At 72.3% G+C, this 25,863-nt stretch carries 9 protein-coding genes and 1 pseudogene; 3 read left to right on the top strand and 7 right to left on the bottom strand.

The genetic code is table 11. From position 1 onward, the window contains the following. Window positions 1–5: 5 nt before the first annotated feature. From OG322_RS41295 to ccrA, 3 genes and pseudogenes are all read right to left on the bottom strand, one after another. A pseudogene (locus OG322_RS41295) lies at window positions 6–8,501 on the bottom strand (type I polyketide synthase); the annotation flags it as partial. 53 nt (window positions 8,502–8,554) lie between these two features. Then, window positions 8,555–16,831 carry a type I polyketide synthase gene (locus OG322_RS41290; protein WP_329307838.1) on the bottom strand — a complete coding sequence of 2,759 codons (8,277 nt, stop codon included), beginning with the start codon at window positions 16,829–16,831 and terminating at the stop codon, window positions 8,555–8,557. Window positions 16,832–16,886: 55 nt separating this feature from the next. Then, window positions 16,887–18,230 (bottom strand): crotonyl-CoA carboxylase/reductase, encoded by a 1,344-nt coding sequence (gene ccrA, locus OG322_RS41285; RefSeq protein WP_329307837.1) that lies wholly within the window; start codon window positions 18,228–18,230, stop codon window positions 16,887–16,889. 271 nt (window positions 18,231–18,501) lie between these two features. Between ccrA and OG322_RS41280 the strand changes: the two genes are divergently transcribed. The 3 genes from OG322_RS41280 (at window position 18,502) to OG322_RS41270 (ending at window position 21,780) form a co-directional block, all read left to right on the top strand. Beyond that, window positions 18,502–19,704: an FAD-dependent oxidoreductase gene (locus OG322_RS41280; protein ID WP_329307836.1), complete on the top strand. Its 1,203-nt coding sequence runs from the start codon at window positions 18,502–18,504 to the stop codon at window positions 19,702–19,704. 144 nt (window positions 19,705–19,848) lie between these two features. After that, window positions 19,849–20,427, top strand: a complete 579-nt coding sequence (gene epsC / locus OG322_RS41275) for a serine O-acetyltransferase EpsC (RefSeq protein WP_405703545.1) — start codon at window positions 19,849–19,851, stop codon at window positions 20,425–20,427. A 45-nt stretch (window positions 20,428–20,472) separates the two neighbouring features. Beyond that, entirely contained in the window at window positions 20,473–21,780 is a 1,308-nt protein-coding gene (locus OG322_RS41270) for an ATP-grasp domain-containing protein (protein WP_329307835.1), read from the top strand. Between the two features lie 84 nt (window positions 21,781–21,864). Here the strand turns inward: OG322_RS41270 and OG322_RS41265 are convergent, their stop codons facing one another. From OG322_RS41265 to OG322_RS41250, 4 genes are read right to left on the bottom strand one after another with little or no spacing between them, the layout of a single operon-like run. After that, window positions 21,865–22,794 (bottom strand): PLP-dependent cysteine synthase family protein, encoded by a 930-nt coding sequence (locus OG322_RS41265; RefSeq protein ID WP_124286625.1) that lies wholly within the window; start codon window positions 22,792–22,794, stop codon window positions 21,865–21,867. Further along, a complete protein-coding gene (locus tag OG322_RS41260; protein ID WP_124286624.1) occupies window positions 22,791–23,582 on the bottom strand; it encodes an HpcH/HpaI aldolase family protein in 792 nt (263 codons plus the stop codon). The genes OG322_RS41265 and OG322_RS41260 overlap by 4 nt, the downstream gene beginning before the upstream one ends. A 2-nt stretch (window positions 23,583–23,584) precedes the next feature. Next, a complete protein-coding gene (locus OG322_RS41255; protein ID WP_123471706.1) occupies window positions 23,585–24,463 on the bottom strand; it encodes a TauD/TfdA dioxygenase family protein in 879 nt (292 codons plus the stop codon). Beyond that, window positions 24,460–25,860 (bottom strand): ATP-grasp domain-containing protein, encoded by a 1,401-nt coding sequence (locus OG322_RS41250; RefSeq protein WP_123471704.1) that lies wholly within the window; start codon window positions 25,858–25,860, stop codon window positions 24,460–24,462. The genes OG322_RS41255 and OG322_RS41250 overlap by 4 nt, the downstream gene beginning before the upstream one ends. Between the last annotated feature and the right edge of the window lie 3 nt (window positions 25,861–25,863).

The following is a 25,863-nucleotide window of genomic DNA, read 5'->3' as shown; positions in this document are numbered from 1 at the left end:
GTTCCTCAGACATAGTGCTCCTCGTTGCCGATGCCCAGTTCGTTGTCGATGAAGGCGAAGACGTCCTCGTCGTCCGCGTCCGCCAGCGCGACGGCCACGGAGGAGCCGCCGGAGAGTTCGGCGGTGAGCTGCCGCAGCAGACCCGTGATCCGGTCCCGTTCGCCGTCGTCGGCCGTGAGCGCGGCCTTTCTGATCCGGCCGAGGTCGGCGCCGATACCGGCCGGTGGTGGCGGGGCCGACGTGAGCTGGTCCGAGAGGTACGCGGCGATGGCCGAGGGGGTCGGGTGCTCGAAGGCGAGGGTTTCGGGGAGGGGCAGCCCCGTCGCGACCGCCAACGAGGTGCGCAGGGTGACAGCGGCAAGCGAGTCGAAGCCGAGGTCCCGCATCGCGGCGTCCGGCGCCACCGCGTCCGGCGTCGCATGGCCGAGGACCGTCGCGGCCTCGCCGCGCACCAGATCGAGCAACAGCCGCTCCCGGTCGACCGCGCCCAGTCCGGCCAGCCGGTCCGCCCAGGCACCCGGCCGGTCCTCATGGGGTTCGCCGTCCCCGGCGACATCCGCCGCCGCGGCCTGTGCGCTCGTACGAAGCCCGGCCGAGGCCGTCCCGGGCGCGTCGAGCCAATACCGCCGGTGCTCGAACGGGTAGCCGGGCAGGCCGGTCCGGCGGGCGCCGGTGCCCTCGAACACCGCGTCCCACGCCACCGGCGCGCCCGCCGTCCACAGGGCGCCGAGCGCGTCGAGGCCGGTGCGGACCTCGTCCTTGTCGCGGCGTTGGAACGGCACGGCCGGCACGTCGGTGGCGGCGTCGTCCGCCGGTGCCGCGCGGACGAGTGCGGTGAGCACCGCGTCCGGGCCGATCTCCAGGAACACCCCGGCGCCGGCCTCCCGCAGCGCGCTCACGCCGTCGTGGAAGCGCACGGCCTCATGTACGTTCCGAACCCAATAGCCGGGATCGCACAGGTCGTCCGCGCTCGCGAGGCGCCCGGTCACGTTCGACACCACCGGCAGGACCGGCGGCCGGAACACTGTCCGTTCGGCGACCGCGCGGTACGCGTCAAGCATCGGTTCCATCAGCGGCGAGTGGAAGGCGTGGCTCACCCGGAGCCGCCGTGTCCGGTGCCCGGACGCGGCCAGTTCGTCGGCGACCCGTTGTACGTCGTCGCCGGCGCCGGACACCACGACGGAGCGCGGGCCGTTCACCGCGGCCACCGCGACGGTCCCGCCCACGGCCGCGAGCACGTCGCGCACCGTCGCCTCGTCCGCGGCCACGGACACCATCGCGCCGCCGCCGGGCAGCGCCCGCATCAGCCGGCCGCGCGCGGCGACCAGGGCGGACGCGGACGGGAGGTCCAGGACGCCCGCGACATGGGCGGCGGCGAGCTCGCCGATAGAATGCCCGGCGACGAACTCCGGCCGGACGCCCCAGGATTCGACGAGCCGGAACGCCGCGACCTCGAACGCGAACAGCGCGGCCTGGGCGTAGTCGGTCCGGTCGAGTTCGTCCGCGTCCGTGCCGGACAGGACGGTGCGCAGCGGCCGTTCAAGGTGGGCGTCCAGCAGGTCGGTCGTGGAGTCGAATGCCTCGGCGAAGACCGGGAACCGGGCGGCGAGGTCGCGGCCCATGCCGAGCCGCTGGCTGCCCTGCCCGGTGAACAGCACGGCGACGCGGGGGTCTGTGGCCCGTCCTCGTGACACGCCGGGAGCGGCCCGGCCCTCGGTGATCGCGTCGAGGGCCGCGCGTAGTTCGTCCTCGTCCGCGACCACGGCGACCGCCCGCTCGGCGAGTGCGGCGCGCCCCACACCCGAGGTGTACCCGATGTCGGCCACGCAGGCCCGTACGGAAGCCAGGTCCGCGGCTCGTCCGCGTAACGCGGCAGCGGTCGCCGCCGACAGCGGGACGGGGACCATGCCGTCGGGAACCGCCTGGCGGGGAGTCTGCGCCGGGGGCTGTTCGAGGATGACGTGGGCGTTCGTCCCGCCTATCCCGAAGGACGAGACCCCGGCGCGCCTCGGCCGGCCGGTGTCCGGCCAGTCCACCGGGCCCGACGACACCACCTCCACGCCACCCGACGACCAGTCCACGTGTTCCGACCGGCGCTCGGCGTGCAGCGACCCGGGCACCACACCGGCGTCCAGCGCCGACACCATCTTCATGACGCCCGCGACACCGGCGGCCGCCTGGGTGTGTCCGATGTTCGACTTCACCGAGCCCAGCAGCAGCGGGTCACCGGTCCGGTCATGGCCGTAGGTGTCCAGCAGCGCCTGCACCTCGATCGGGTCGCCCAGCGCGGTGCCGGTCCCGTGCCCCTCGACCACATCGACGTCCGCCGAGGTCAGGCCCGCGTCGGCGAGGGCGGTCCGGATCACCCGCTGCTGGGCGGGGCCGTTCGGCGCGGTCAGGCCGTTGCTGGCACCGTCCTGGTTCACGGCTGTCCCACGTACCACCGCCAGCACCCGGTGCCCGTGCCGACGGGCCGTGGACAGCCGCTCCACGACGAGCATGCCGACGCCCTCGGCCCATCCGGTGCCCTCCGCGCCCTCGCCGTACGCCCGGCAGCGGCCGTCGGCGGACAGACCGCCCTGGCGGCTGAACTCCACGAACGTGAACGGCGAGGACATGACCGTGACCCCGCCGGCCAGAGCGAGTTCGCACTCCCCAGTGCGCACCGAGCGCACGGCGAGGTGCAGGGCCACCAACGAGGAGGAACACGCGGTGTCGACGGTGATCGCCGGGCCTTCCAGACCCAGCGTGTACGCGATGCGGCCGGAGGCGACACTGCCGGTCGTCCCGGTCCCGAGATAGCCCTCGGCCTCGGCCGGCACGGACGGCAGCCGGCTTGCGTAGTCGTGGTACATCAGACCGGCGAAGACACCGGCCTGCGCGCCGCGCAGTTCGGCCGGGTCGATGCCGGCCTGTTCCAGCGCCTCCCACGACACTTCGAGGAGCAGCCGCTGCTGCGGGTCCATCGCCACGGCCTCGCGCGGCGACACCCCGAAGAACCCGGCGTCGAACCCGGCGGCGTCGTCCAGGAAGCCGCCGGAGTGCGTCGCCGAGGTGCCCGGCCGGCTCTTGTCCGGGTCGAACAGCGTCGCCAGGTCCCAGCCCCGGTCGGTGGGGAACGGTGAGATCGCGTCGACCCCGTCCCGCGCCAGCCGCCACAGGCCGTCCGCCGAGCGCACCCCGCCGGGATAGCGCCCGGCCATGCCGACGATCACCACCGGGTCCTCCCCGTCCGGGCCGCCCGCCGGTGGCGTGTCCGGCGGCGCGTCCTCTTCGGCGGGCCTGAGTCCGGACATCAGCCGGGCGGCGAGTTCGTCCGGGGTGGGATGGTCGAAGAGCAGCGTGGCGGACAGCCGCAGACCGGTCGCTGCGGAGAGCCGGGTACGCAGTTCCAGCGCGGTGAGCGAGTCGAATCCGATGTCGCTGAAATTGCTCCGCCCCGACAGGACGGCGGTGTCCGGCAGGCCCAGGACGGAAACGGCTTCGGTGCGGATCAGGTCGGTCAGCAGCGGCAACCGCTCTGCCTCACCGGCCTGGGCCATGCGCCGGGCCAGGTCCGTACCGGGGCCCGCGCCCCGACGGGTGCCGGGGAGAGCGGCCGGTACGAGGCCGCGCAGTATCGCCGGGTAGTCCGTGGACGAGCGCAGGGCCCGGCGGTCAAGGCTCACCGCCACCAGCTCCGCCCTCGGGTGGCCCAGGGCGGCGTCGAAAAGCGCGAGACCCAGCTGCGGGGTGAGCGGAACCATGCCGGTACGGGCCAGCCTGGCCCGGTCGGCGGCACCGAGCGAGGCGGCCATGCCGTCCTCCCACGGCCCCCAGGCCAAGGAGAGAGCGGCCAGTCCCTCGGCGCTGCGCCGCCGGGCCAGCGCGTCCAGGAACGCGTTGCCGGCCGCGTAGGCCGCCTGACCGGCGGTGCCGAGTGTGCCCGCGATCGAGGAGAACAGCACGAACGCGGCGAGGTCCAGGCCCTCGGTGGCCTCGTGCAGATGCCAGGCGCCGTCCACCTTGGGGCGCAGCACGGCGTCGAGCCGCCGGCGACTGAGCCCGCCCACCGTCGCGTCGTCGAGCACGCCCGCCGCGTGCACCACGGCGGTGAGCGGGTGCCCGGCCGGGGCCCCGGCGACCAGGGCCCGCACCTGCGCGGCATCGGTCATGTCGCAGGCCACCACGCGCACGGTCGCCCCGGCCGCGCGCAGTTCGGCGGTCAGCTCCGGGATGCCGGGGGCCTCGGCGCCCCGCCGTCCGGCGAGCAGCAAGGACCGTATGCCGTGCCGGTGGACGAGGTGACGGGCGAGCAGCGTGCCCAGCGCACCGGTGGCGCCGGTGATCAGCACCGTGCCTTGCACATCCAGCGTGACCGGCGGCGAGCTGCCGGCGGGGGCGAGCCGGGGCACCAGCATCTGCCCCGCGCGCAAAGCCAGTTGCGGTTCCCCGGTGCGGAGCACCTCCTCGGGCAGGGCCTCGGGCCCGGTCTCGTCGAGGTCGACCAGGGTGATCCGGCCGGGGTGCTCGGCCTGCGCGGACCGCACCAGCCCCCATACCGCCGCGTGCGCCAGGTCCGTGGTAAGCGGACCGCCTCCGGTGGCGACCGCTGCCGTGGTGACCAGCACCAGGTGTCCGGACGCGTACCGCTCGTCGGTCAGCCAGCCGGTGACCACGTCGAGCGCGGCGGCCGTGGTGGCCCTGACCCGTTCGGGCGCCGCGCCGTCCGTGCTCGGCGCGCGCAGCACCACGATGTCGTCCGCGCCGACCGGTACGACGAGGTCGGCGAGCGAGTCCACATACCGGATGGACCGCACGGGAGCGGTGGCCGGCGCGGCCGCGGTGGGCAGCGGCACCCAGTCCACGGCGAACAGCGCGTCCGCGGCGGGGCCGCCACCGACGAGCGAGGCGAACCGGCTCTTTGTCACGCCACGCACGGACAGCGCCCCGATCGACAGGACCGGGCGGCCGTCCTCGTCCACGACGTCCACCGCGACGGTGTCCTCACCGGCGGGCTCGATGCGCGCCCGGACCGCCCCGGCACCGGTGGTGTCGAGCCGCACGTCGCGGAAGGCGAACGGCAGCTTCACCGCCGGGTCGGCCGGCTCGACAAGGCCGAGCGCGTGCAGCACGCTGTCCAGCACCACGGGGTGCAGTCCGTAACCGCCCGGGTCGAGCCCTTCGGGCCGCACCGACACGTACACCGCCCCGTCCCGCCGCCGGGCCGAGCGCAGGCCCCGGAACGCGGGGCCGTAACCGAGCCCGCGATCGGCGAGCTCGTCATACCAGGCGGCCACGTCCAAGGGCTCGTCGCCGTAGCGACCGCCGGCGGGGGCCGAGGCCGGCTCGTCCTCGAGGTGACGGCCGGCCGTAACCCGCTCGCCGTCCCCGCGACGGCTGACCACGCCCGTGGCGTGCCGCGTCCACTGCCCCGGCTCGTCGTCTTCCGGCCGCGAATGAACCGACAGCGAACGCAGCCCTGCCTCGTCCGGTGCACCGACGACGACCTGCACCTGCCGCGCGGGAACGGCCGGCATCGGCGCCTCGACCACCAGCTCGTCCAGCACCGGGTGACCGCATTGGTCACCGGCGCGCACGGCGAGGTCGACCAAGGCCGAGCCGGGCACCACCGCGGTCCCGAACACCGTGTGGTCGGTGAGCCAGGAGTGCATGTCCGGGTCGACCCGCCCGGTCAGGACGTACTCGTCGGCGTCCGCACGGGCGATCACGCTGGTCAGCAACGGATGCCCGGTCCCGCCCTGCCCGTGCCCGCGCGGATCGGTGGGCTGCCGCACCGCGTCGAGCCAGTAGCGGGCCCGCTGGAACGCGGACGTCGGCAGGTCGGCCGGGCGGGCCCCGGTCCTGTCGAACAGCGCGGACATCCTGACCGGTGTGCCGCGTACCCAGAGCCTGGCCAGGGCGTGCGCCAGTCCCAGCGGCTCGGCGCGGTCCCGGCGTATCAGAGGTACGAAGTCGGCTTCGTCCTCCACACCGGCGTCCTCCGCCGTTTCCCCGGCGAGCGTGCTGAGGACGGCGTCCGGTCCCAGCTCCACGAACGTACGCACGCCGTCGTCCGTCAGGCGCCGCACCGCGTCACCGAACCGGACCGTGGACCGTACCTGCTCCACCCAGTAGTCGGGAGTACACAGTTCGGCGGCGCTCGCCGGCCTGCCGGTCACCGTGGACACGAGGGGAATGGCCGGGGGGTGGTAGTCGAGGCGCGTGGCGACGGCTCGGAACTCCGCCAGCATCGGTTCCATGAGCGGGGAGTGGAAGGCATGGCTCACCCTCAGCCGCCGGGTCCTGCGGCCTGCCTTCTCGCACTGGCGGGCCACCGCCAGCACCTCGGCCTCAGCACCGGAGAGCACCACCCGGCCGGGACCGTTCACGGCGGCGACGGCGACACCGGGCCGCCCGGCCAGCAGTCCGGCGGCCTCCGCTTCACTCGTCCGTACCGCGACCATCGCTCCGCCCTCGGGCAGGGCCGCCATCAACCGACCTCGGGCTGCGACCAGTTCGGCCGCGTCCGGCAGAGACAGCACCCCGGCGACGTGTGCGGCGGCGAGCTCGCCCACCGAGTGGCCGGCCAGGTGGTCCGGCCGCACCCCGAGGGCGACGACGAGCCGGTACAGAGCGACCTCGACGGCGAACAGCGCGGCCTGGGCGTAGTCCGTACGGTCGAGCAGGCGGGCGTCCGCGTCGCCCTCCCCGTCCACCGGCCCGGCACTCGCAGCGCCCTCCCCCGCGAACAGCAACGTACGCAGCGGGCGGTCCAGGTGGCGGTCGAGTTCGGCGCAGACCTCGTCCAGCGCGGCGGCGAACATCGGCTGGTGGGCGTACAGTTCGCGGCCCATGCCCACGCGCTGGCTGCCCTGTCCGGTGAAGAGGAACGCGAGGCCGCCGTCGGTGACCTGCCCCGTGACCACGGACCTGTGGGCGCGGTCCCCGGCGAGCGCGGTCAGGCCCTCGGTCAGCTCCGCGCGGCCGGTGGCGAGCACGACGGCGCGCAGGTCGGCCGGGGCGCGTGCGGTGAAGGTGGAGAGGCCAATATCGGCGGGCTCGGCGGTGTCCAGGCCGGCGAGCAGCTTCGCGTTCGCCGAGCGGACCGTTTCGTTGCGGCCGGAGACGGCGACGGGCACCACGGGCGGGGTCGCGCGCGCTGTTGTGTCGTCGGTTGCGGCGGGCGCCGCCTCCACAATGAGGTGCGCGTTGGTGCCGCCGATGCCGAACGAGGAGACCGCTGCCCGGCGGGGCCGCCCCGAATCGGGCCACGGAGTCGACTCCGTCACGAGCTCCACCGCACCGGATGTCCAGTCCACGTGCGGCGAGGGCTCGTCCACGTGCAGGGTGCGCGGCACCGTACCGGCCCGCATGGCCAGCACCATCTTGATCACGGCGCCCACACCGGCGGCGGCCTGGGTGTGGCCGATGTTCGACTTCGCCGATCCGAGAAGGAGCGGGGCCGCGTCGCCGCGGCCCTGTCCGTAGGTGGCGAGCACCGCCTGCGCCTCGATGGGGTCGCCCAGCGGTGTGCCCGTGCCATGCGCCTCCACCACGTCCACGTCGGCCGGCCGCAGCCCGGCGCCGGCGAGCGCGGCGCGGATGACGCGCTGCTGGGAGGGGCCGTTGGGGGCGGTCAGGCCGTTGCTGGCACCGTCCTGGTTGACCGCGCTGCCGCGCAGCACGGCGAGCACGGGGTGGCCGTTGCGGCGGGCGTCGGACAGCCGTTCCAGCACCAGCATGCCCGCGCCCTCGCCCCAGCAGGTGCCGTCTGCGGAGGCGGCGAACGACTTGCAGCGGCCGTCGACGGCCAGGGCCCGCTGGCGGCTGAACTCCACGAACGGGAACGGCGTCGACAGCACCGTCGCGCCGCCCGCCAGGGCCATTTCGCACTCGCCCAGCCGCAGCGCCTGCGCGGCCAGGTGCAAGGCCACCAACGACGAGGAGCACGCGGTGTCCACGGACACGGCGGGGCCCTCCAGGCCGAGCACGTACGACAGCCGGCCGGAGGCAACGCTGCCGTAGCTGCCGGTCCCGAGGTAGCCCTCCAGCTCCGAAGGGGTGGTGGGCAGCCGGGTCGCGTAGTCGTAGTACATGATGCCGGCGAACACGCCGGTGCGGCTGCCGCGCAGGGTGGTGGGGTCGATGCCGGCCCGCTCGACCGCCTCCCACGAGGTCTCCAGGAGCAGCCGCTGCTGCGGGTCCATGGCCAGCGCCTCGCGCGGCGAGATGCCGAAGAACTCGGCATCGAACCCGAGCGGATCGGTGAGGAATCCGCCGTGCCGGGTGTACGAGGTTCCGGGGCGGGCCGGGTCGGGGTCGTAGAGCGCGTCCAGGTCCCAGCCCCGGTCGGCCGGGAACTCCGAGATGGCGTCGACCTCGTGCGCGAACAGGTCCCAGAACCGCTCGGGTGTGTCGGCGCCTCCCGGGTAGCGGCAGCCCATGCCGATGACCGCGATCGGTTCGCGGACGGCCTCGGTGAGCCGGTGGTTCTCCTTGCGCAGCCGGCCGGTCTCCCGAAGGGACTCGCGCAACGCCTCGACGACCGCCTCGGGTGAGGGGGATGGGCTGCTCATGCTGTCGTCTCCTGCCTCGTCGTTCCCATGTCGCGTCCGGCCCCGGCCAGCCGCACCAGCTCGGCCACGTCCAGGCCGTCGAGATCGTTCTCCGCGTCGCCCCACTCCTCGCCGAGAGGTCCGCGTCCGGGCTCGTCGTCCGGCTCCGGGGCGGGCGTGTTACGGGCCAGCGCCTCGGTGATGTGCGCGGCCAGCGAGGCGGGGCTGGGGTAGTCGAAGACGACGGTGGTGGAGAGCTGAAGGCCCGTTTCGGCAATGAGGCGGTTGCGCAGTTCCAGCGCGATGAGCGAGTCGACCCCGAGGTCGCGGAAGCCGCGCCGCGTATCGACTGCGCAGCCGCCCAGCGCCGTGGAGAGTTCCGTACGGAGCAGCGCGGCCACCGCCTGCTCCCTCTCCGGTACGGACAGACCGGGCAGACGGTCCGCGAAGGCCGGCTGGGCCATGGCACCGGGAGCGGCCGTGGGTACGGTGCCCACCTGGACCAGCGCACGTAGCAGGGACGGTAGTTCGCGGGGCCGTTCGGCGAGTACGGCCCGGTCGATCCGCAGCGGCACGACGGCGGCGTCCGCTGCGGACAGCGCGGCGTCGAACAGTGCGAGGCCCTGCTCGTTCGAGAGGGCCGCCATACCGAGGCGGGCAAGCCGCGCCAGGTCACCGGCGCCGAGGGAACCGGCCATGCCCGCCTCGCGCCACGGCGCCCACGCCATCGCCGTCGCCGGCAGCCCGGCTTCGACGCGCTGCACGGCCAGCGCGTCCAGGAACGCGTTGGCAGCGGCGTAATTCGCCTGCCCGGCCGCGCCGAACACCCCGGAGGCGGAGGAGAACAGCACGAAGTGGTCGAGGCCGAGGCCCGCCGTGAGCGTGTGCAGATGCCAGGCCCCGTCCACCTTCGGCCGCAGGACCCGGGCCAGCCGCTCGGGTGTGAGTGCCTGGGTCACGCCGTCGTCCAGGACGCCCGCCGCGTGTACGACGCCGGTGAGCGGCCGGTCCGCCGGGATGGCGGCCAACAGGTCCGCCACGGCCGCCCGGTCCGCGACATCGCACGCGGTGAAGACCACCTCGGCCCCGGCTGCAGTGAGCGCGGCCCTGAGCGCGTCCGTGTTCGGGGCGGCCGGGCCCCGCCGGCTGACCAGCACCAGCCGGCGCACGCCGTGCGCGGTGACCAGGTGCCGCGCGATCAGGTCGCCCAGCGCGCCGCCGGCGCCGGTGACCAGGACGGTGCCGTCCGGCCGCCATGCCGGAGCCGTACCCGTGTCGGCGGGCCCGAGCCGAGGCACCCGGATCTGTCCGTCACGGAGGGACGAATGCGGTTCGTCGATGGTGAGGAGGGCCGGCAGGGCGACGAGCGAGGCGTGGGCGCCGTCCGTCTCGACGAGAAGGATCCGGCCGGGGTTCTCGCGCTGCGCCGACCGGACCAGCCCGCGTACCGCGGCGACGTCCAGGTCCGGCCGGTCGTCGGTCAGCACAACCAGCCGCGCCGTTCCGCGGTCGCGGTCCAGCCAGTCCTGGAGTGTCGCGAGGGCCCGCCTGGCCGCGGCGTGGACCCGCGCGGGCATGTCGTCCTCGGGCCCGGTACGCCACGGCAGGACGACCAGGTCCGGCAGGTCGTCCCCCGTGTCGAGCGCCTCCGGGCCGGGGAGGCGGGTGACGGTCAGCCCGTGGCGCGCCAACGCTTCGGGCAGCGCGGTGAAGGGTTCCGTCCCGGGCTCTTCAAGGATCGCGACGACCGAGCCGGGCGCAGCCGCCCGCGCGTCGACCGGCACCCAGTCGACGCGCAGAGGCCGTTCGGCCGCCCCGGCCGGCCGGTCCGCCAGGCGGTCCGCCGGCACCGTACGCACCGTCATCTCGTCCACCGTCACGACCGGTGTCCCGGCCGGGCCGGCGAGCTCGACCCGTATGGTGTCCTCCCGGAGCCGGGTGATCCGGACCGTCGCGACCGTGGCGCCGGGTGCGTGGACGCGGACCCCGGACCAGGAGAACGGCAGCCGGGGTCCTGCCTCGCCGGTGAAGAATCCGAGCGCGCCGGCGCCGTGCAGGGCCGCGTCGAGCAGGACCGGGTGGACGAGGTATCCGGCAGCGTCCTCGGCGATCCCGATGTCGGCGAGAGCGGTGTCGCGGCTCGCCGACAGCGCGGTCACACGCCGGAACGCGGGGCCGTAGGTCAGGCCGGTGGCCGCGAGCCCGCCGTACAGCTCGTCGACCGACAGCTCCACGGCGTCCGCGACCGGGGCAGTCGCAGCGGGCGGGGCAGTCGTGTCCGTGCGTACGAGGGAGCCAGCGGCGTGCCGGGTCCAGGCCGTCGCGTCCTCGTCGCGCGAGACCACCGTGACGGTGCGCCGTCCGGCGGCGTCCTCGGCCCCGACCTCGATCTGGACGGCCACCGGTTCCCGGCCGGTGAGGACGAGCGGAGCGGCCAGCACCAGCTCTGCCAGCTCCCTGGCCCCGACTTCGGCGCCCGCGGCGAGCACCAGTTCGACGAGTGCGGCGCCGGGGACCACGACCGCTCCGGCGACAACATGGTCGGCCAGCCACGGAACGGCGGCCGCCGAGAGGGTCGCGGTGAAGACCTCGGTGTGCCCGGACAGGCTCACCCGCGCGCCCAGCAGCGGATGTGCCGCGGCCCACAGACCGAGCGAAGCGGGCGTGGCGGCGGGACGTCGGCCGAGCCAGAACCGGCGGTGCCGGAAGGGGTACGTGGGCAAGGGCACCCGAAGCGCCTTGGGCAGGACCGCCGTCCAGTCCACCTCGGCCCCGGTGACGTACAGTCCGGCCAGTCCCGCCATCAGTCCGGCCGCCTCCGACCGATTGCGCTGCTGGGCGGGCACGCACCGGACCGGCTCGTCCGCGCACGCCTGCTCGACCAGCGCGGTGAGCACCGGCGCGGGCCCCACCTCGAACGTCGCGGTGACCTCGTCGGCCATCAGCGCGCGCACTCCGTCGTGGAATCGCACCGGCGCGCTCACGTGCCGGACCCAGTAGTCCGGCGAGGACATCAGCTCGTCCTCGGCGTACCGCCCGGTCACGTTGGAGACGAGCGGGATCGTGGGCGGCCGGAAGGTGAGGGTGTCCAGCACCGCGTGGAAGTCCGCGAGCATCGGCTCCATCAGCGGCGAGTGGAACGCGTGGCTGACATCGAGCCAGGTGGTCCTGCGCCCCGCCGCACCGAGCGCGTCGGCGGCCTCGGTGACGGCTTTCCGTGTGCCGGAGAGCACCACGGAGTGGGGCGCGTTCACGGCCGCGACGGCGATGTCGGGCGACCCGGCAGGGAGAACGGCCGCGGCGTACCTTTCATCGGCTTCCACCGCGAGCATCGCACCGCCGGAGGGCAGCGCCTGCATCAGCCTGCCACGGGCAGCGACCAGCGCGCATGCGTCCGCCAGGTCCAGGACACCGGCGATGTGTGCCGCCGTCACCTCACCGATGGAGTGACCGGCCACCACGTCCGGCCGGACGCCCCAGCTCTCCACCAGCCGGTACAGGCTGACCTCGTACGCGAACAGCGCGGCCTGCGTGTACCCGGTCCGGCCGAGCAGACGCGCGTCGGGGGACCCCTCGGGGGCGTACATCACCTCCTTGACGGGCCGGTAGCCGTACGGTGCGAGTGCACGGTCCAGTTCTCCGCAGACCGTGTCGAGCGTCCGCGCGAACACCGGGTGGCGGGACGCCAGTTCGCGTCCCATGCCGGGCCGCTGGCTGCCCTGCCCGGTGAACAGCACCGCGAGTCGGCCGCGCGTCCGGGACCGTCCGCGCACGACGCCCGGGGCGATCCGTCCCTCGGCCACGGCCGCCAGTCCGGCTCGTAACGCATCGTCGTCCGCGCCGACCACGACGGCCCGTTCGCCGAACGGCTCCGACCGGGCGAGGGAGTGGGCGAGATCGGCTGAATCCTCGGCCCCGATCAGGGGCAGGATCTGCTCGGCCCGCGCGCGCAGTGCCTCGGGGTCGTGGGCGCTGAGCAGCAGCGGCACGGGGGTCTCGTCAGCAGGTGAAGGGGCGGGGGCGCCGCCCCTTGGCAGGTCGTGCGCCACCTCGGCCTGCTCAAGCACCATATGGGCGTTCGTCCCGCTGATGCCGAACGACGACACACCCGCCCGCCTCGGCCGGCCGCTCTCCGGCCACGGCACCGACCCCGCCGACATCACCTCCACGCCGCCCGACGACCAGTCCACGTGCGGTGACGCCGGGTCGGCGTGCAGCGACCCGGGCACCACCCCGGCGTTCAGGGCGAGCACCGTTTTCACCAGACCCGCCACACCGGCCGCCGCCTGGGTGTGACCGATGTTCGACTTCACGGAGCCGAGCAGCAACGGTGCGGCGCTCCGCTCGCGGCCGTACGTCTCGGCCAGGGCCCGCACCTCGATCGGGTCGCCCAGCGCGGTGCCGGTGCCGTGGCCCTCCACCACATCGACGTCCGAGGGAGACAGGCCGGCGTCGGCCAGGGCGGCCCGGATCACCCGCTGCTGTGCCAGGCCGTTGGGGGCGGTCAGGCCGTTGCTGGCGCCGTCCTGGTTGACGGCGCTCCCCCGCACCACGGCCAGCATCCGGTGCCCCTTCTCCCGCGCCCGCGACATCCGCTCCACGGCGACGACCGCGACGCCCTCGGCCCACCCGGTGCCGTCCGCGCCGTCGCCGTACGACCTGCACCGGCCGTCCGCCGACAGGCCGCCCTGGCGGCTGAACTCCACGAAGGTGAAGGGCGAGGAGAGCACGGTGACACCGCCGGCCAGGGCGACATCGCACTCCCCGTCGCGCACCGAGCGCACGGCGAGATGGAGCGCCACCAGGGACGAGGAGCACGCCGTGTCCACGGTGATGGCGGGCCCCTCGAAGCCGAACCGGTAGGCGACCCGGCCGGAGGCGACACTGCCCGCGCCGCCGGTCATCCGATGGCCGCGCACCTGCGGCGGCACGTTCTCATAGGTGGCCGCGTAGTCGTGGTACATCAGGCCGGTGAAGACCCCAGTCCGGCTTCCGCGCATCCCGCCGATGTCGAAGCCGGCCCGCTCCAGCGCCTCCCACGACACCTCGAGCAGCAACCGCTGCTGCGGGTCCATCGCCAGCGCCTCGCGCGGCGACACCCCGAAGAACCCGGCATCGAACCCGGCGACGTCGTCCAGAAAGCCGCCGTACCGGGTCCGGGAGCCACCGGGGCCCTCCGCGTCGGAGAGCGCGGCAAGGTCCCAGCCCCGGTCGTCGGGGAACGGCGAGATCGCGTCCACACCGTCGGAGACCAGCCGCCACAGGTCTTCCGGCGAGGCGACGCCCCCGGGCAGCCGGCAGGCCATCCCCACGATGACCACCGGATCGTCATCGGCCGAGTCGCCCCGCGCCTCCGGGGCCGTCGCGGGAGCGGGCTCCTCGGCGGTGCGTGCGCGCAGGTGGTCGATGACGGCGGCCGGGGTGGGGTGGTCGAACACGAGACCGGCCGGGATGGGCCGGCCGGTGCGGCGGGCGAGCCGATTGCGCAGTTCGACGGCACCGAGCGAGTCCAGTCCCAGGTCATGGAACGTGGCGTCGGTGTCCAGCCGGGCGGCGGACGGCAGCGCGAGGACTCCGGCCAACTCGGCCAGCACCAGGTCTCTGGTCTGTGGGGCCGTAAGTGCCAAGCCCTCCGGGCCCGTGAGTGCCGGTGACGTATCCGTGGACGGCGACTTCTCCGTGGACGCCGTCGCCACCGCCTCGTCGCCGATCCAGAACCGCTCACGCTGGAACGCGTACGTGGGCAGGACGGTCCGCTTTCCCGCGCGTACGCCCAGGTCCGCGAAGACCGTCGGCCAGTCGATGGCGGCCCCGCGGCTGTGGAGCGCCGTCAGGGCGGCGAGCAGCGTGGCGGTCTCGGGCCGGCCCGCCCGGCCCGCGCACGCGAAGAGCGACGCGTCGTCGCCGGCGCACTCCCGGCCAGCGCCGCTCAGTACCGCGTCCGGGCCGACCTCCAGGAAGCGGGTGACGCCCCGGGCCCGCGCGGTGCGGACGGCGTCGAGGAAGCGCACGGTACCCCGCGCCTGCCGGACCCAGTAGTCGGGTCGGCGCATCTCCTCCGCTTCGATCACCTCACCGGTCAGGTTCGACACGACCGGCACCCGTGGCGGGTGGTACGTGAGGGTTTCGGCCACCGTGCGGAAGTCGTCGAGCATCGGGTCCAGGTGCGCCGAGTGGAAGGCATGGCCGGTCCGCAGCCGGTGGATGCGCCGCCCGGCTGACTCCCACGTACGCGCCAGCTCCAGTACGGCGTCACGGTCACCGGACAGCACAGTGGCGGCCGGTCCGTTGACGGCGGCGACGCAAACGCCCTCGGGTAGCTGCCCGAGTTCGGCCTCGGCCGCCTCCACGGCTACCATCGTGCCCGTGGACGGGAGCGCCTGCATCAGCCGGCCGCGCGCGGCCACCAGCGTCGCGGCGTCCTCGATCGACAGCACACCGGCCGCTCGCGCCGCCGCCAGCTCACCGACCGAGTGGCCGATGAGCACATCCGGCCGTACGCCCCACCGCTCCAGCGTCGCGGCGAGCGCCACCTCGTACGCGAAGAGCGCGGGCTGCGTGTACGCGGTACGGTCGAGCAGCGCGGCGTCCGAACCGTCGAGCACTTCGCTCAACGGTCGCGGGAGCAACGGATCCAGGTGCACGGCGACAGCGTCGAAGGCGTCCGCGAACGCGGGTACCGCGCGGCGCAGTTCACCACCCATGCCGAGCCGCTGACTGCCCTGGCCGGTGAAGAGGAACGCGCACGTCCCCTCATCCACCACATCGGCGCGGGCCCGGCCGTCGGCCAGGTCATGGAGCCCCGCGCGCAGCGAGGCGAGGTCGTCGGCGACGAAACCGGCGCGGTGCGCGAAGTGGGTGCGCGTGGCCGCCAGCGCGTACGCGACCGAGGCTGGCGGCAGATCCGGGTGGGCGTCCAAGTGGCTGAGCAGCCGGGTCGCCTGGTCCCGGACGGCCTGTTCGGTGCGGCCGGAGAGCAATACCGGGAACGGTCCGGACACATCCTCGGGCTGAGCGGCAGTCTCGGTGGGGCGCTCCCCCAGTACCAGGTGGCAGTTGGTACCGCCCATGCCGAACGAACTGACTCCGGCCACCAGTTGACGGCCGTCCTGCGTCAGGGGCCGGAGTTCGGTGTTCACGGTCAGCCGGGTGGCTGCCAGGTCGATCTTCGGGTGCGGGGTGCGGTAGTTCAGGCTCGGGGTGAGCGTCCGGTGGTGCAGGCACAGCACGGCCTTCAGCAGACCGGCGATGCCGGCCGCGCCCTCCGCGTGGCCGAACACCGTCTTGACCGAGCCGACCGGCAGCGGTGCGTCCTTCGGTCGCACGCTTCCCAGCACCGCGCCGAGCGAGACGGCTTCGACCGGGTCGCCCGTGGGGGTGCCCGTGCCGTGCAGCTCGACGAAGCTCGCCTCGGCCGCGTCGACACGGGCGTGGGCGTAGGCGGCCCGTAGCAGCTCCGCCTGGGCGTCGGCGCTGGGCGAGGTTAGCGACGTACCGCCGCCGTCGTTGTTGACCGCGCCGCCGCGGATGACCCCGAAAACGTTGTCACCGTCCGCCAGGGCCCGCTCCAGTGGTCTGAGCACCACCATGCCGCCGCCCTCGCCGCGCACGTACCCGGTGGCACGGGCGTCGAAGGTGTGGGCGCGCCCGTCCGGCGACAGCGCTCCGAAGCGGTCCGCGAGGACGAATCCGGTGTCGGTGAGGTTCAGCTGGACTCCGCCGGCCAGCGCGGTGGTCACGGCTCCCGACCACAGGCTCTCGCAGGCCTGCAGCACCGAAACGAGCGACGAGGACTGACCCGTGTCGACGGTCGTGCTCGGTCCGCGGAGACCGAGCACGTACGAGATCCGGTTGGCGAGGATGCTCCGGTTAAGGCCCGTCAGGGTGGTGGCGGCGGCCTCGTTCGTACCGCGCCGCCGGGACAGCTCCGCGTAGTCGTCCGCCATCGCGCCGAGGAACACGCCCGTACGGCTGTGGCGCAGCGTGCCCGGCACGATGCCGGCGTGTTCCAGCGCCTCCCAGGCGAGTTCGAGCGCCAGCCGCTGCTGCGGGTCCATGGTCGCGGCCTCGCGCGGCGGGATGCCAAAGAACGCGGGGTCGCACCGCTCCACCTCGGCCAGGAATCCGCCCACCCGGCCGGGCAGTTTCCGGCCGGCCGGTGCCGGGCCGACGGCGCTGCGGCCGGACCGCAGGAGCTCCCACAGCTCCTCGATCGTGGAGGCACCCGGCAGCCGGCAGGCCATACCGATCACGGCGATCGGTTCGGGTGCCCTGGGGTCGCTCGCCCTCGTCATCGTGATCCTTCGGGAAGGGTGCGGTCGTGGTCCTGGTCCCGTGCCTCGGCAGGCGTCAGCGCGAAACGGGGGCCGTGTGCTGGACCGGGGTCAGCGCGTTGCCGCCGAGTCGCTCGCGCAGCGCGGGGTCCGACACGCCGAGGCCCGGCGCCGGGGCCATGCAGAGGATGCCGATCTTGCCGACGTGCTCGTTCAGCTGGAGTCGACGGCACGCGTCCGCGGCGTCGTCGAGCCCGTAGACCTCGGACAGCGCCGGTTTGACGCGGCCTTCCGCGATCAGCCGGGTGCACTCGACGGCTTCCTGCAGGTTGGCGCCGTGGCTGCCGATGACGGTCTTCAGCTTCATCCACAGATACCGGTTGTCGTACGTGTGCTGGTAGCCGGAGCTGGAGCCGCAGGTGATGATCACTCCCCCGCGCCGCGCGACGAACACCGAGACGCCGAAGGTGGCGCGGCCGGTGTGCTCGAACACGATGTCCGGGTCGCGTCCGACCAGTTCCCGGATCTTCGAGCCCAGGCGTTTTCCGGCCCTGATCACCGCGTCCGGTTCGGCGTCGAAGTCGCCGTCGAGCCCGATCTCGGTACGGTCGATGACGTGGTCGCAGCCCAGTTCGCGTACGGCTTCGGCCTTGCGCGCGGAGCTGACCACGCCGATCGGTATGCCGCCACCGTTCTTCACCATCTGCACCGCGTAGGCGCCCAGGCCGCCCGCCGCGCCCCAGATCAGGACGACGTCACCCTGCTTGAGCCGCGCGCCGTGCCTACCGACCAGCATGCGGTAGACCGTGGTGGCGCACAGCGTGTTCGACGCGGCCTCTTCCCACGTGAGGTGCGTGGGCTTGGGTATCAGCTGGCTGGCCCGGACGACCGTGTACTCGGCCATGGAACCGAAGTTGGTCTCGAAGCCCCAGGCCCGCTGGTTCTCGCCCATCATTCCGTCGTCGTGGGTTCCGTGCTCCTGGTCGTCCACATGGGAGGGGTGGATGACGACCTCGTCGCCGATCTTCCACCGGCGCACACCGGAACCGACGCGCACGACGACACCGGAGCCGTCGGAGCCTATGACGTGGTGCGGCAGGTCGTGGCGCGCGGCCCAGCCGCCCTGCCGGGCGAACTGCTTGAGGAAGTTGAACGTCGGTACGGGCGAGAACATCGCCGACCAGACGGAGTTGTAGTTGACCGCGCTCGCCATCACCGCGACCAGCACCTCGTCGGGCGCGATCTCGGGCATGGGTACCTGACCCACCACCAGGGATTTCCGCACATCCTTGTCGCTGACGCCGCGGAACATGTCGACGTCCTCGGCCCGGAGATGAGCTGCCTTGTACGTGGCGGGCAGAGCGGCCTGCTCCAGTTCCTCGGGGCCGGCACCGCGGTGCAGAGCTTCGCTCAGTTCCATGCCATTACTCTTTCTCCTCGTGACGATCTCCCGGATCCTGCTTGCCGGCGAAGGCCGTATGTCCTTGGCCGATGAGGCGCGCGGTGACCGAACCAGCCTGCGGCCACCGGGTGGGCTGCGGGTGGAGCAGCGGTGGATACGGTGGAAAGAGGGCATCGGACGCACAGCAGGCTGAGCAATATCGGAGATGCCCGCACGGGCCTGAAGCCCGGATCCTTGTCGTCATGTATGACGGAAGCATCGACAACCCTGCACGCCGGGTGGCGCGGCCATGACCGCCAAACGGTTTACCGCGACCGTGGTGGGCGGCGGCGTCGGCGGGTTGGCCGCGGCAACAGCGCTTGCACGGTGCGGCCTCGACGTGACGGTCGTGGAACGCGCGCCGCGCTTCGCGCCTGCGGGCTCGGGGCTGATGCTCTACCCGAACGGTGTCGCCGCAGCGGATGCCATGAGCAGCCGGCTCGGTCGGCGCCTGCGTGAATCCGGGCATGTCATCGGACCGGTCGAGGAACGCGTCCTGCTCAGCTCCTCCGGCCGGGTCCTCGCACGGGAGCACATCGGACGCCTGGCCCAGCCCGATGGGACACCGTCGATCTCCATCCTGCGCACGGCCGCGCAGAACGCACTGGCCGACGATGCCCTCGCTTCCGGAGCCGAGATCCAGATGGGCACCGTCGTGTCCGACTACACGACGGACAACGGCCCCGTCTCCCTGCAATGGTCCGACGGCAGCATCCACTCCGCGGACCTCCTCGTCGCCGCGGACGGAATCTGGTCGTCCGTACGCAAACGGATGATCGGCGACGGGCTACCGCGATACTGCGGATACACCTCGGTACGCAGCCACACACCGGGAAACTGGCCGTGGCCGCACGGATTCGTGGCGAACGGCAACGGCGTCCAGATATTCGCCGCCCCAGTCGGCGACGGGGCACTCTACTGGACAGCCAAGATCACCGCTCCCCCCGGCACATGGCCACAACTGGGCTCCGAAGCCGCACAACGGGCGCTGGCCGAACTGATCGGGCACTGGCCGGCCCCGATCGTACAGCTGATCACGAACAGCGACCCCGCTGACGTCGCGGTCACGGACATCCACGACCGCGACCCCGTGTCACGGTGGGTGGACGGCCGCGTAGTACTGCTGGGCGACGCGGCACACCCGATGTCCCCGGCCCTGGGACAAGCGGCGAACATGGCGCTCGAAGACGCCGTCGTTCTCGCCTCGACGCTGCGAACGCATGTTGTGGAAGGCAGTCGTGGTGACTTCTCCACCGCTCTGCGAGCCTACGAAAGGCAGCGGGTACAACGCACCGCCCGGGTAGCACTGCTCTCACGCCGACAAGGCCTGCTGGACCAGGGATCGGGCCCGCTCCGGTCCCTCCTGCGCAATACCACCATGCGGATGCGCGGCCGCAAGGACGTGGCACTCCATGAGATCACCCGCTGGTCCGCCCCGGCCCTCGCGGCGTAGTCCCGCCGACGAAATCCGGGCACACCGCTGGGAGGCACGATGAACAAGCCAGGCCTGCCGGGCAGGGCCGCGTCCCGGCACGACGACACCCAGACGGGCCTCGTCCTTGCCAGCAGACTCACCGACGAACACGAACCGCCGAAACTGCAGGCATCGGCAGGACTGTTCCGGCTCCTGGCCGAAGACGTCCGCACCGTCGTCGAGCGTGACCCATCGGTACGCACATTCACAGAGGCACTGCTGCACCCGGCGCTGCCCGCCCTGTGTACCCACCGGGTGGCTCACCTGCTCCACGAACGAGGAGCCCGGCTGTCCGCACGCGCCCTCATGACGGCCGCCAGAGCACTCACCGGCACAGAAATCCATCCCGGAGCCACACTCGGTCGCAGAGTCTTCATCGATCACGGCGCGGCAGTCGTCATCGGCGAGACAGCCGTCGTGGGTGACGACGTGACGATCTACCACCAAGTCACCCTCGGCGCGGTCGGCTGGTGGCGGGACAACCGCAGACCGCCCGGCGAACGGCGCCACCCCGTAGTCGGCAACGGAACCGTCCTGGGCACAGGAGCCACCGTCCTGGGCCCGGTCACCATCGGCGACCAGGTAATCGTCGGAGCACAAGCACTCGTCCTCACCGACATTCCCGACGACGCCCATGTCACCGCCACGAGTCCACCTGCGCAACCACCCACCGCACTACCCCGAATCGCACACACACCCTGACCCCCACCTCGCCCGTACCCACACCGGGGAAGAAACGGAGAGAGCGTGCAAGCGGACACCACCGCGCTTCTCGTCGGCGCCACCGACTCGACGGTGAAGAAGGCAAAAGGCCTGGGCCTGAACGTCCTCGTGCTCCAGCATCCCGAGAAACTCGCGGAGGCGCCCTGCGAGCTCGCCGACGAAGTCCGGGCCGTGAACTACACGGACCTCGACGCACTGGAAACGACTGCCCGCCAGCTACACGAAACAACGGGATTCACCGTCGCCCTGTCCCTGACCGAACCCGGGCTGGAAGGCGCGGGCCTGATCAACGATCTCTTCGGCCTGGGCGGCACAGGACTCGAAACAGCGAGAAGGTTCAGAGACAAACTCGCCATGCGCCGCCACCTGGCCGCCACCGGCGCATCCGCCGGCGCGGCCGCGGCCCCCCTGACGCAACGCGGCGACCTCGACACCTTCGCCCAGCGCCACGGTTACCCCTTCGTCGTCAAACCGACGAACGGAACAGGCAGCTACGGAGTGGTCCGGGTCATCGACCCCCACACAGCCGACGCCGCATGGGACACCGTACGCACCCTGAACGGGCACCCCATGGCCCGCACCACCATGCCCTTCACCATCAAGGGCTTCATGCTCGAACAGTACGTCGAAGGACCCCAGTACAGCGCCGAAACATTCGGCTTCAACGGCCGCCACGTCATCATCGGCATCACCGAGACTCACCTCGCCCCCGACAGCTTCGCGGCCTTCTCACACACCATGCCCGCCCAGTTGGACACCACCGCCCACGCCGGCATCCAGCACAGCGTGAGCACGTTTCTCGACAGCATGGGGCTCCACGACGGACCCGCGCACACCGAATTCAGAATCGGAAAAGACGGACCCGTAGTCATCGAGTCACACAACCGCTACGGCGGCGGCGCCATCAACGAACTCGTACGCGGCGCCTACGGAATCGACCTCGAAACATACGCACTCGGCTGGCCCTTCGGACTTGTCCCCGAAATGTCCCGCCCGCCCCGGGCACAGCGCGCCGCCGCCGTGAGATTCCTCATCAGCAACCCCGGCCGCGTCGAATCCATCACAGGAATAGAAGAAGCACGCGCACAACCGGGAATCCTCACGGCACAGGCCTGGGTGAAACCCGGCGACACCGTCCGCCCCGTCAAAGACTCCTGGGACCGCCTCGGACTCGTCGCCGCGACAGCCCCCACCACCGAACTCGCCATCCGCCACGCCGACCACACGCTCCACAACACCGTCCACATCCACATCCGCGACACCAACGGCACACTCCGACCCGCGCACATCGCCCAACCGCACCACCCCGCACAGAGCCCCACCAGCCGGTAGAACCCAGCAGAAGCTCCCGTATACAAAAAAACTGGCCCCCATCCACCCGGACCGGGGCCAGCACCCAACGTTTCCAGCAACCTCCTAAAGGGCTGTCCCGACCGACAGATAGCGCTCACCGGAATCAGGGAACACCGCGACGATCGTGGCCCCGGACCACTGCGGCCGCCGGGCCACGGCCCGGGCGGCGTGTGCCGCCGCCCCGGACGAAATTCCGGCCATGAGCCCGGTGGCCCGGGTAATCTCCCCGACCGCGGCAGCAGCGTCATCGTCCGACACCGCGATCACCTCATCGATGAGCCCGAGGTCCGTGATCTGCGAGACGTAACCCGCGCCGATCCCGGGGATGCCGTGGGGCCCTGCCTCGCCTCCCGACAGAACGGCTGATCTGGCGGGCTCGACCGCGACCACATGGACATCGCGTCGTTCCTTGAGGAAACGCGCGATCCCCGTCAGCGTCCCGCCCGTACCGACACCGCATACCAGCACGTCCACCTCGCCCGCGGTGTCCCGCCACAGCTCCGGTCCGGTCGTCTCGTAGTGCGCCAGCACATTGGCCGGGTTGGTGTCCTGGTGCGGGAGCCAGGAACCGGGCAGGGACTTCTGCAGCCGCTCCGCAAAGGCCCATGCGGCCAGCAGTCCGTCGCCGTGGGGCACGCTCTCGATCTCGGCGCCCAGCTTGCGCAGGATCAACTGTCTTTCCACAGTGGCGTTGTCGGGCAGGACGATGATGCAGCGATGCCCGTACAGCCGGCTGAGCGCGGCGAGGGAGATGCCGGTGCTCCCGGACGAGCACTCGATGACCGTGCCGCCCGGGGACAGCTGCCCCGACTCCCGCGCGGCGCGGAACATGTGGAGCACCGCCCGGTCCTTGACGCTGGCGAGCGGGTTCAGCATCTCCAGCTTCGCCAGGGTCCGTACGTCCTCCGGAACACCCGGCAGCCGGTACTGGAGCAGAGGGGTACCACCGACCAGCTCCTCGATGGACCGGTAGATGCGGCCTTCCGGACTCATGAGTCCTCCGCCCCGCGGGCCGCCGCCAGGTGCATGGCCGCGACCTGTTCGAGATGGGTGATGTCACTGGAGATCGTGGCGAAGGTGTACCCGTCCGACAGCCACCGGGCCGCGCTCTCGCCGTCCATGCAGTGGATGCCGCTCGCGATGCCCGCGTCGCGTGCGGCGCCGGCGATGGCCTTCGACGCTTCGACGAGCGCCGGCTGCACCGCGGGATCGCCGAAGTAGTGTCCACCGAGTGCCACGGACAGATCGGCCGGTCCCAGGTAGACGGCGTCCAGGCCCGGCGTCGCGCAGATCTTGTCGAGGTTGTCCAGGGCGGCTTTCGTCTCGATCATGACGATGCAGACCACGCCCTCGTCGATCTCCGCCGGAACGTCACCGAGACGGAACTGGGCTCGTACGGGGCCGGCCAGGCTACGGGTTCCGGCAGGCCAATGCCTGGTGGCCCGCACCGCCGTCTCGGCCTGCTCCGGCGTTTCGACCATGGGCACGATCACTCCGCGCGCCCCGGTGTCCAGAGCGGCGCCGATGGCCACCGGGTCCACGGAGGGGACCCGGATCAGACCCGCCGCGCGTTGTCCCGCGTCCACCGCCATCATCGCGGCATTCCAGCCCGGCTGCGACAGCACGCCGTGCTGGCCGTCGACGCCGATGTAGTCGTAGCCGAGCCGGGCGATGCGTTCGACCGCGACCGGGTTGTCGCACGAGATCCAGTAACCGGTAAGCCGCTCGCGTGCCCGGAGCCGCCGCGCGAAGGAATCCGGGGTCGCCATGTCTGCCGCCATGTCTATCGTCCCTCCTCGTTCCCGTCGCCGGCATGAATCACGTAACTCTGTTTGCCGTCCAGGCCGACGGGCACGTCGCCGGTGACCGAGACGCGGTGCAGCAGCCGGCGATGGTCGTCGTAGTCGTTGACGCCGTAGTGCTGCGTGCAGCGGTTGTCGAAGATGAGCACGTCTCCGGGGCGCCAGGTCCAGCGGACCTGGTTCTCCGGGCGCAGTATGTAGGACTGCAGTACGTCGATGATCGGCCTCGACTCCCGCAGGCTCATGCCGACGAGCCGCTGGGCGAAGCCACCGAGGAACAGGGAGGGTTCGCCCGTGACCGGATGGACCCGCACGACGGGGTGCGCGGTCTCGAACCGCTTGGCGAGGAAGGCCCGGCGTACTTCTTCACCACGCCCGGTGCCCAGGCGCGGCTGTTCCGCCCGGTTGGTGTGCACCGCCCAGAGCCGGTCGGCGATGTCCCGCAACTCGGCGGGCAGATCTCGGTAGCCGGCCGCGCCGCCGGCCACCAGGGTGTCTCCGCCGTACGGCGGCAGCACCACACTGCGCAGCGTGGTTCCCAGGGACGGGGTCTCGGTGAAGCTGATGTCGCTGTGCCAGTGGTTGGCCCGTTGGTCCTCCCCGTCGACGACGAGGACCTGCGGGCTCTCTTCGGCGGTCCGCATCATCGGATGGCGCCGGGTGAGCGGGCCGAACCGGCCGGCGAAGGCCAGCTGCTGTTCGTCGCTGATCTCCTGGTCGCGAAAGAACAGCACCTTGTGGTCGAGGAACGCCTGCTCGATCTCGGAGAACAGCTGTTCCGGGATCGTGGTGCTCAGGTCGATGCCGGTGATCTCGGCTCCTATGCGGCCGCCGATACGCCGGATGTCCATGCTGCTCATTCGCTCGTCCCCTGCTCGTGTCCCCCACTGCCGCCGGCCTGCTGCCATCCCCGTGCCAGGGCGTCCTCCAGGCCGTTCAGGACCGTGTAGGCGTCGTGCAGGAGCGTCTTGGAGTCCGGCGACTTCAGGTAGAGGACTCCGCCGAGCACCATCTTTCCGCCGCTGCGTTCGTACTTCGGCATGGGCGTCCCGTCCGCGATCGTCAGTCCCGGCACGGTCTCGATGGTCGTGCCGGGCGTCACCAGGGACGGCCAGTCGACCACGTGGGTGTCCCAGATCAGGTCCCTCGACCACGGCTGTCCCACCGCGTTCGTCGCCAGGAGGGACAACGTGCACGCGGCGCCGGTGGCGTCGCCCTGGGCCAGCATGGAAACGGGAGGGTCCGTCGGGAGCCCGAGCAGCGCGTCCGCCAGAGTGCCGACCAGGTCGCAGCCGTAGACGTGCTCGATCTGGGCAAGGATCGCGGCGCCGCCGAAGCGCGCGGCGGACTCGATGAGTGCGAGCCCTCCGTCCCGCATCAGCTTGATCTCCGTATGCGTACCGCAGGTCCGCAGCCCGAGGGCGTCGACCGCGGCGCGCGCCACTGATTCGATCTCGCGCTGGAGCGGTCCGGCGAGTTCGCACGGCGCTATGTTGCAGAGCTCCATGAAGGGCGGGATCGTCGGCAGCCGCGATGTGATGCAGACCGGGTGGTACTCGCCCTCGATGACTATGCCCTCGACGCTCAGATAGTCGCCGTAGCCGCTGTCGTCCGCCCACCAGGACTGTGTCGTGCCAGGGATGATCTCCTCGACGAGGAAGTCGTCCTCGGCACCCGGTACCTCCAGCATCACGACACCGGCCGCGTCGGCTGCCGTCATCACCGCCGTCACCTCCTCCCACGCCGGATCGATCTCCTCCTCACGGGAGACGACGAGCTGCGCGGTCGAGCCGGCGCCCCACGCCGACTTCAGCAGCAGAGGGGGCTGCAGCTCGTCGAACGCCCGGTGCAGGTCGGCCGCCGAGGCCACTGTCCGGTACGCCGGCTGCGGCACGCCGGCCTTCTCCCACGCAGCCCGCATCAGCCGCTTGTCGCGTGATGCCGCTGCCACCGGGCCCGGGCCGGGAAGACCCAGGCGTTCGGCCGCCTCCGCCACCGGGACCACCGTGTACTCCGACAGGCCGCACAGCGCGTCCGCGCCGACCCGGCCGGCCGCCTCCACGATGGCGTCGACCAATGCGTCCCCCTTCAGCCGCCGTTCGTGGGCGGGGATGACCGAGGCGCAGTACTCCTCCGCTCCGGCCGGCAGCGGATGGAACGCGAGCACGTGGACTTCTGCTCTGGCTGCCAGCCGGCGCAGCGCGAAGTCGAGGGGCGGACCGGACCGGCTGTGCACCAGCAGGATGCGTTTCTTCACCGG

The organism is Streptomyces sp. NBC_01260 (genome assembly GCF_036226405.1).
Classification (GTDB): Bacteria; Actinomycetota; Actinomycetes; order Streptomycetales; family Streptomycetaceae; genus Streptomyces; species Streptomyces laculatispora.
Note: the sequence above shows the minus strand (reverse complement) of the source record. Positions and strands in the feature narration are given on the sequence as shown.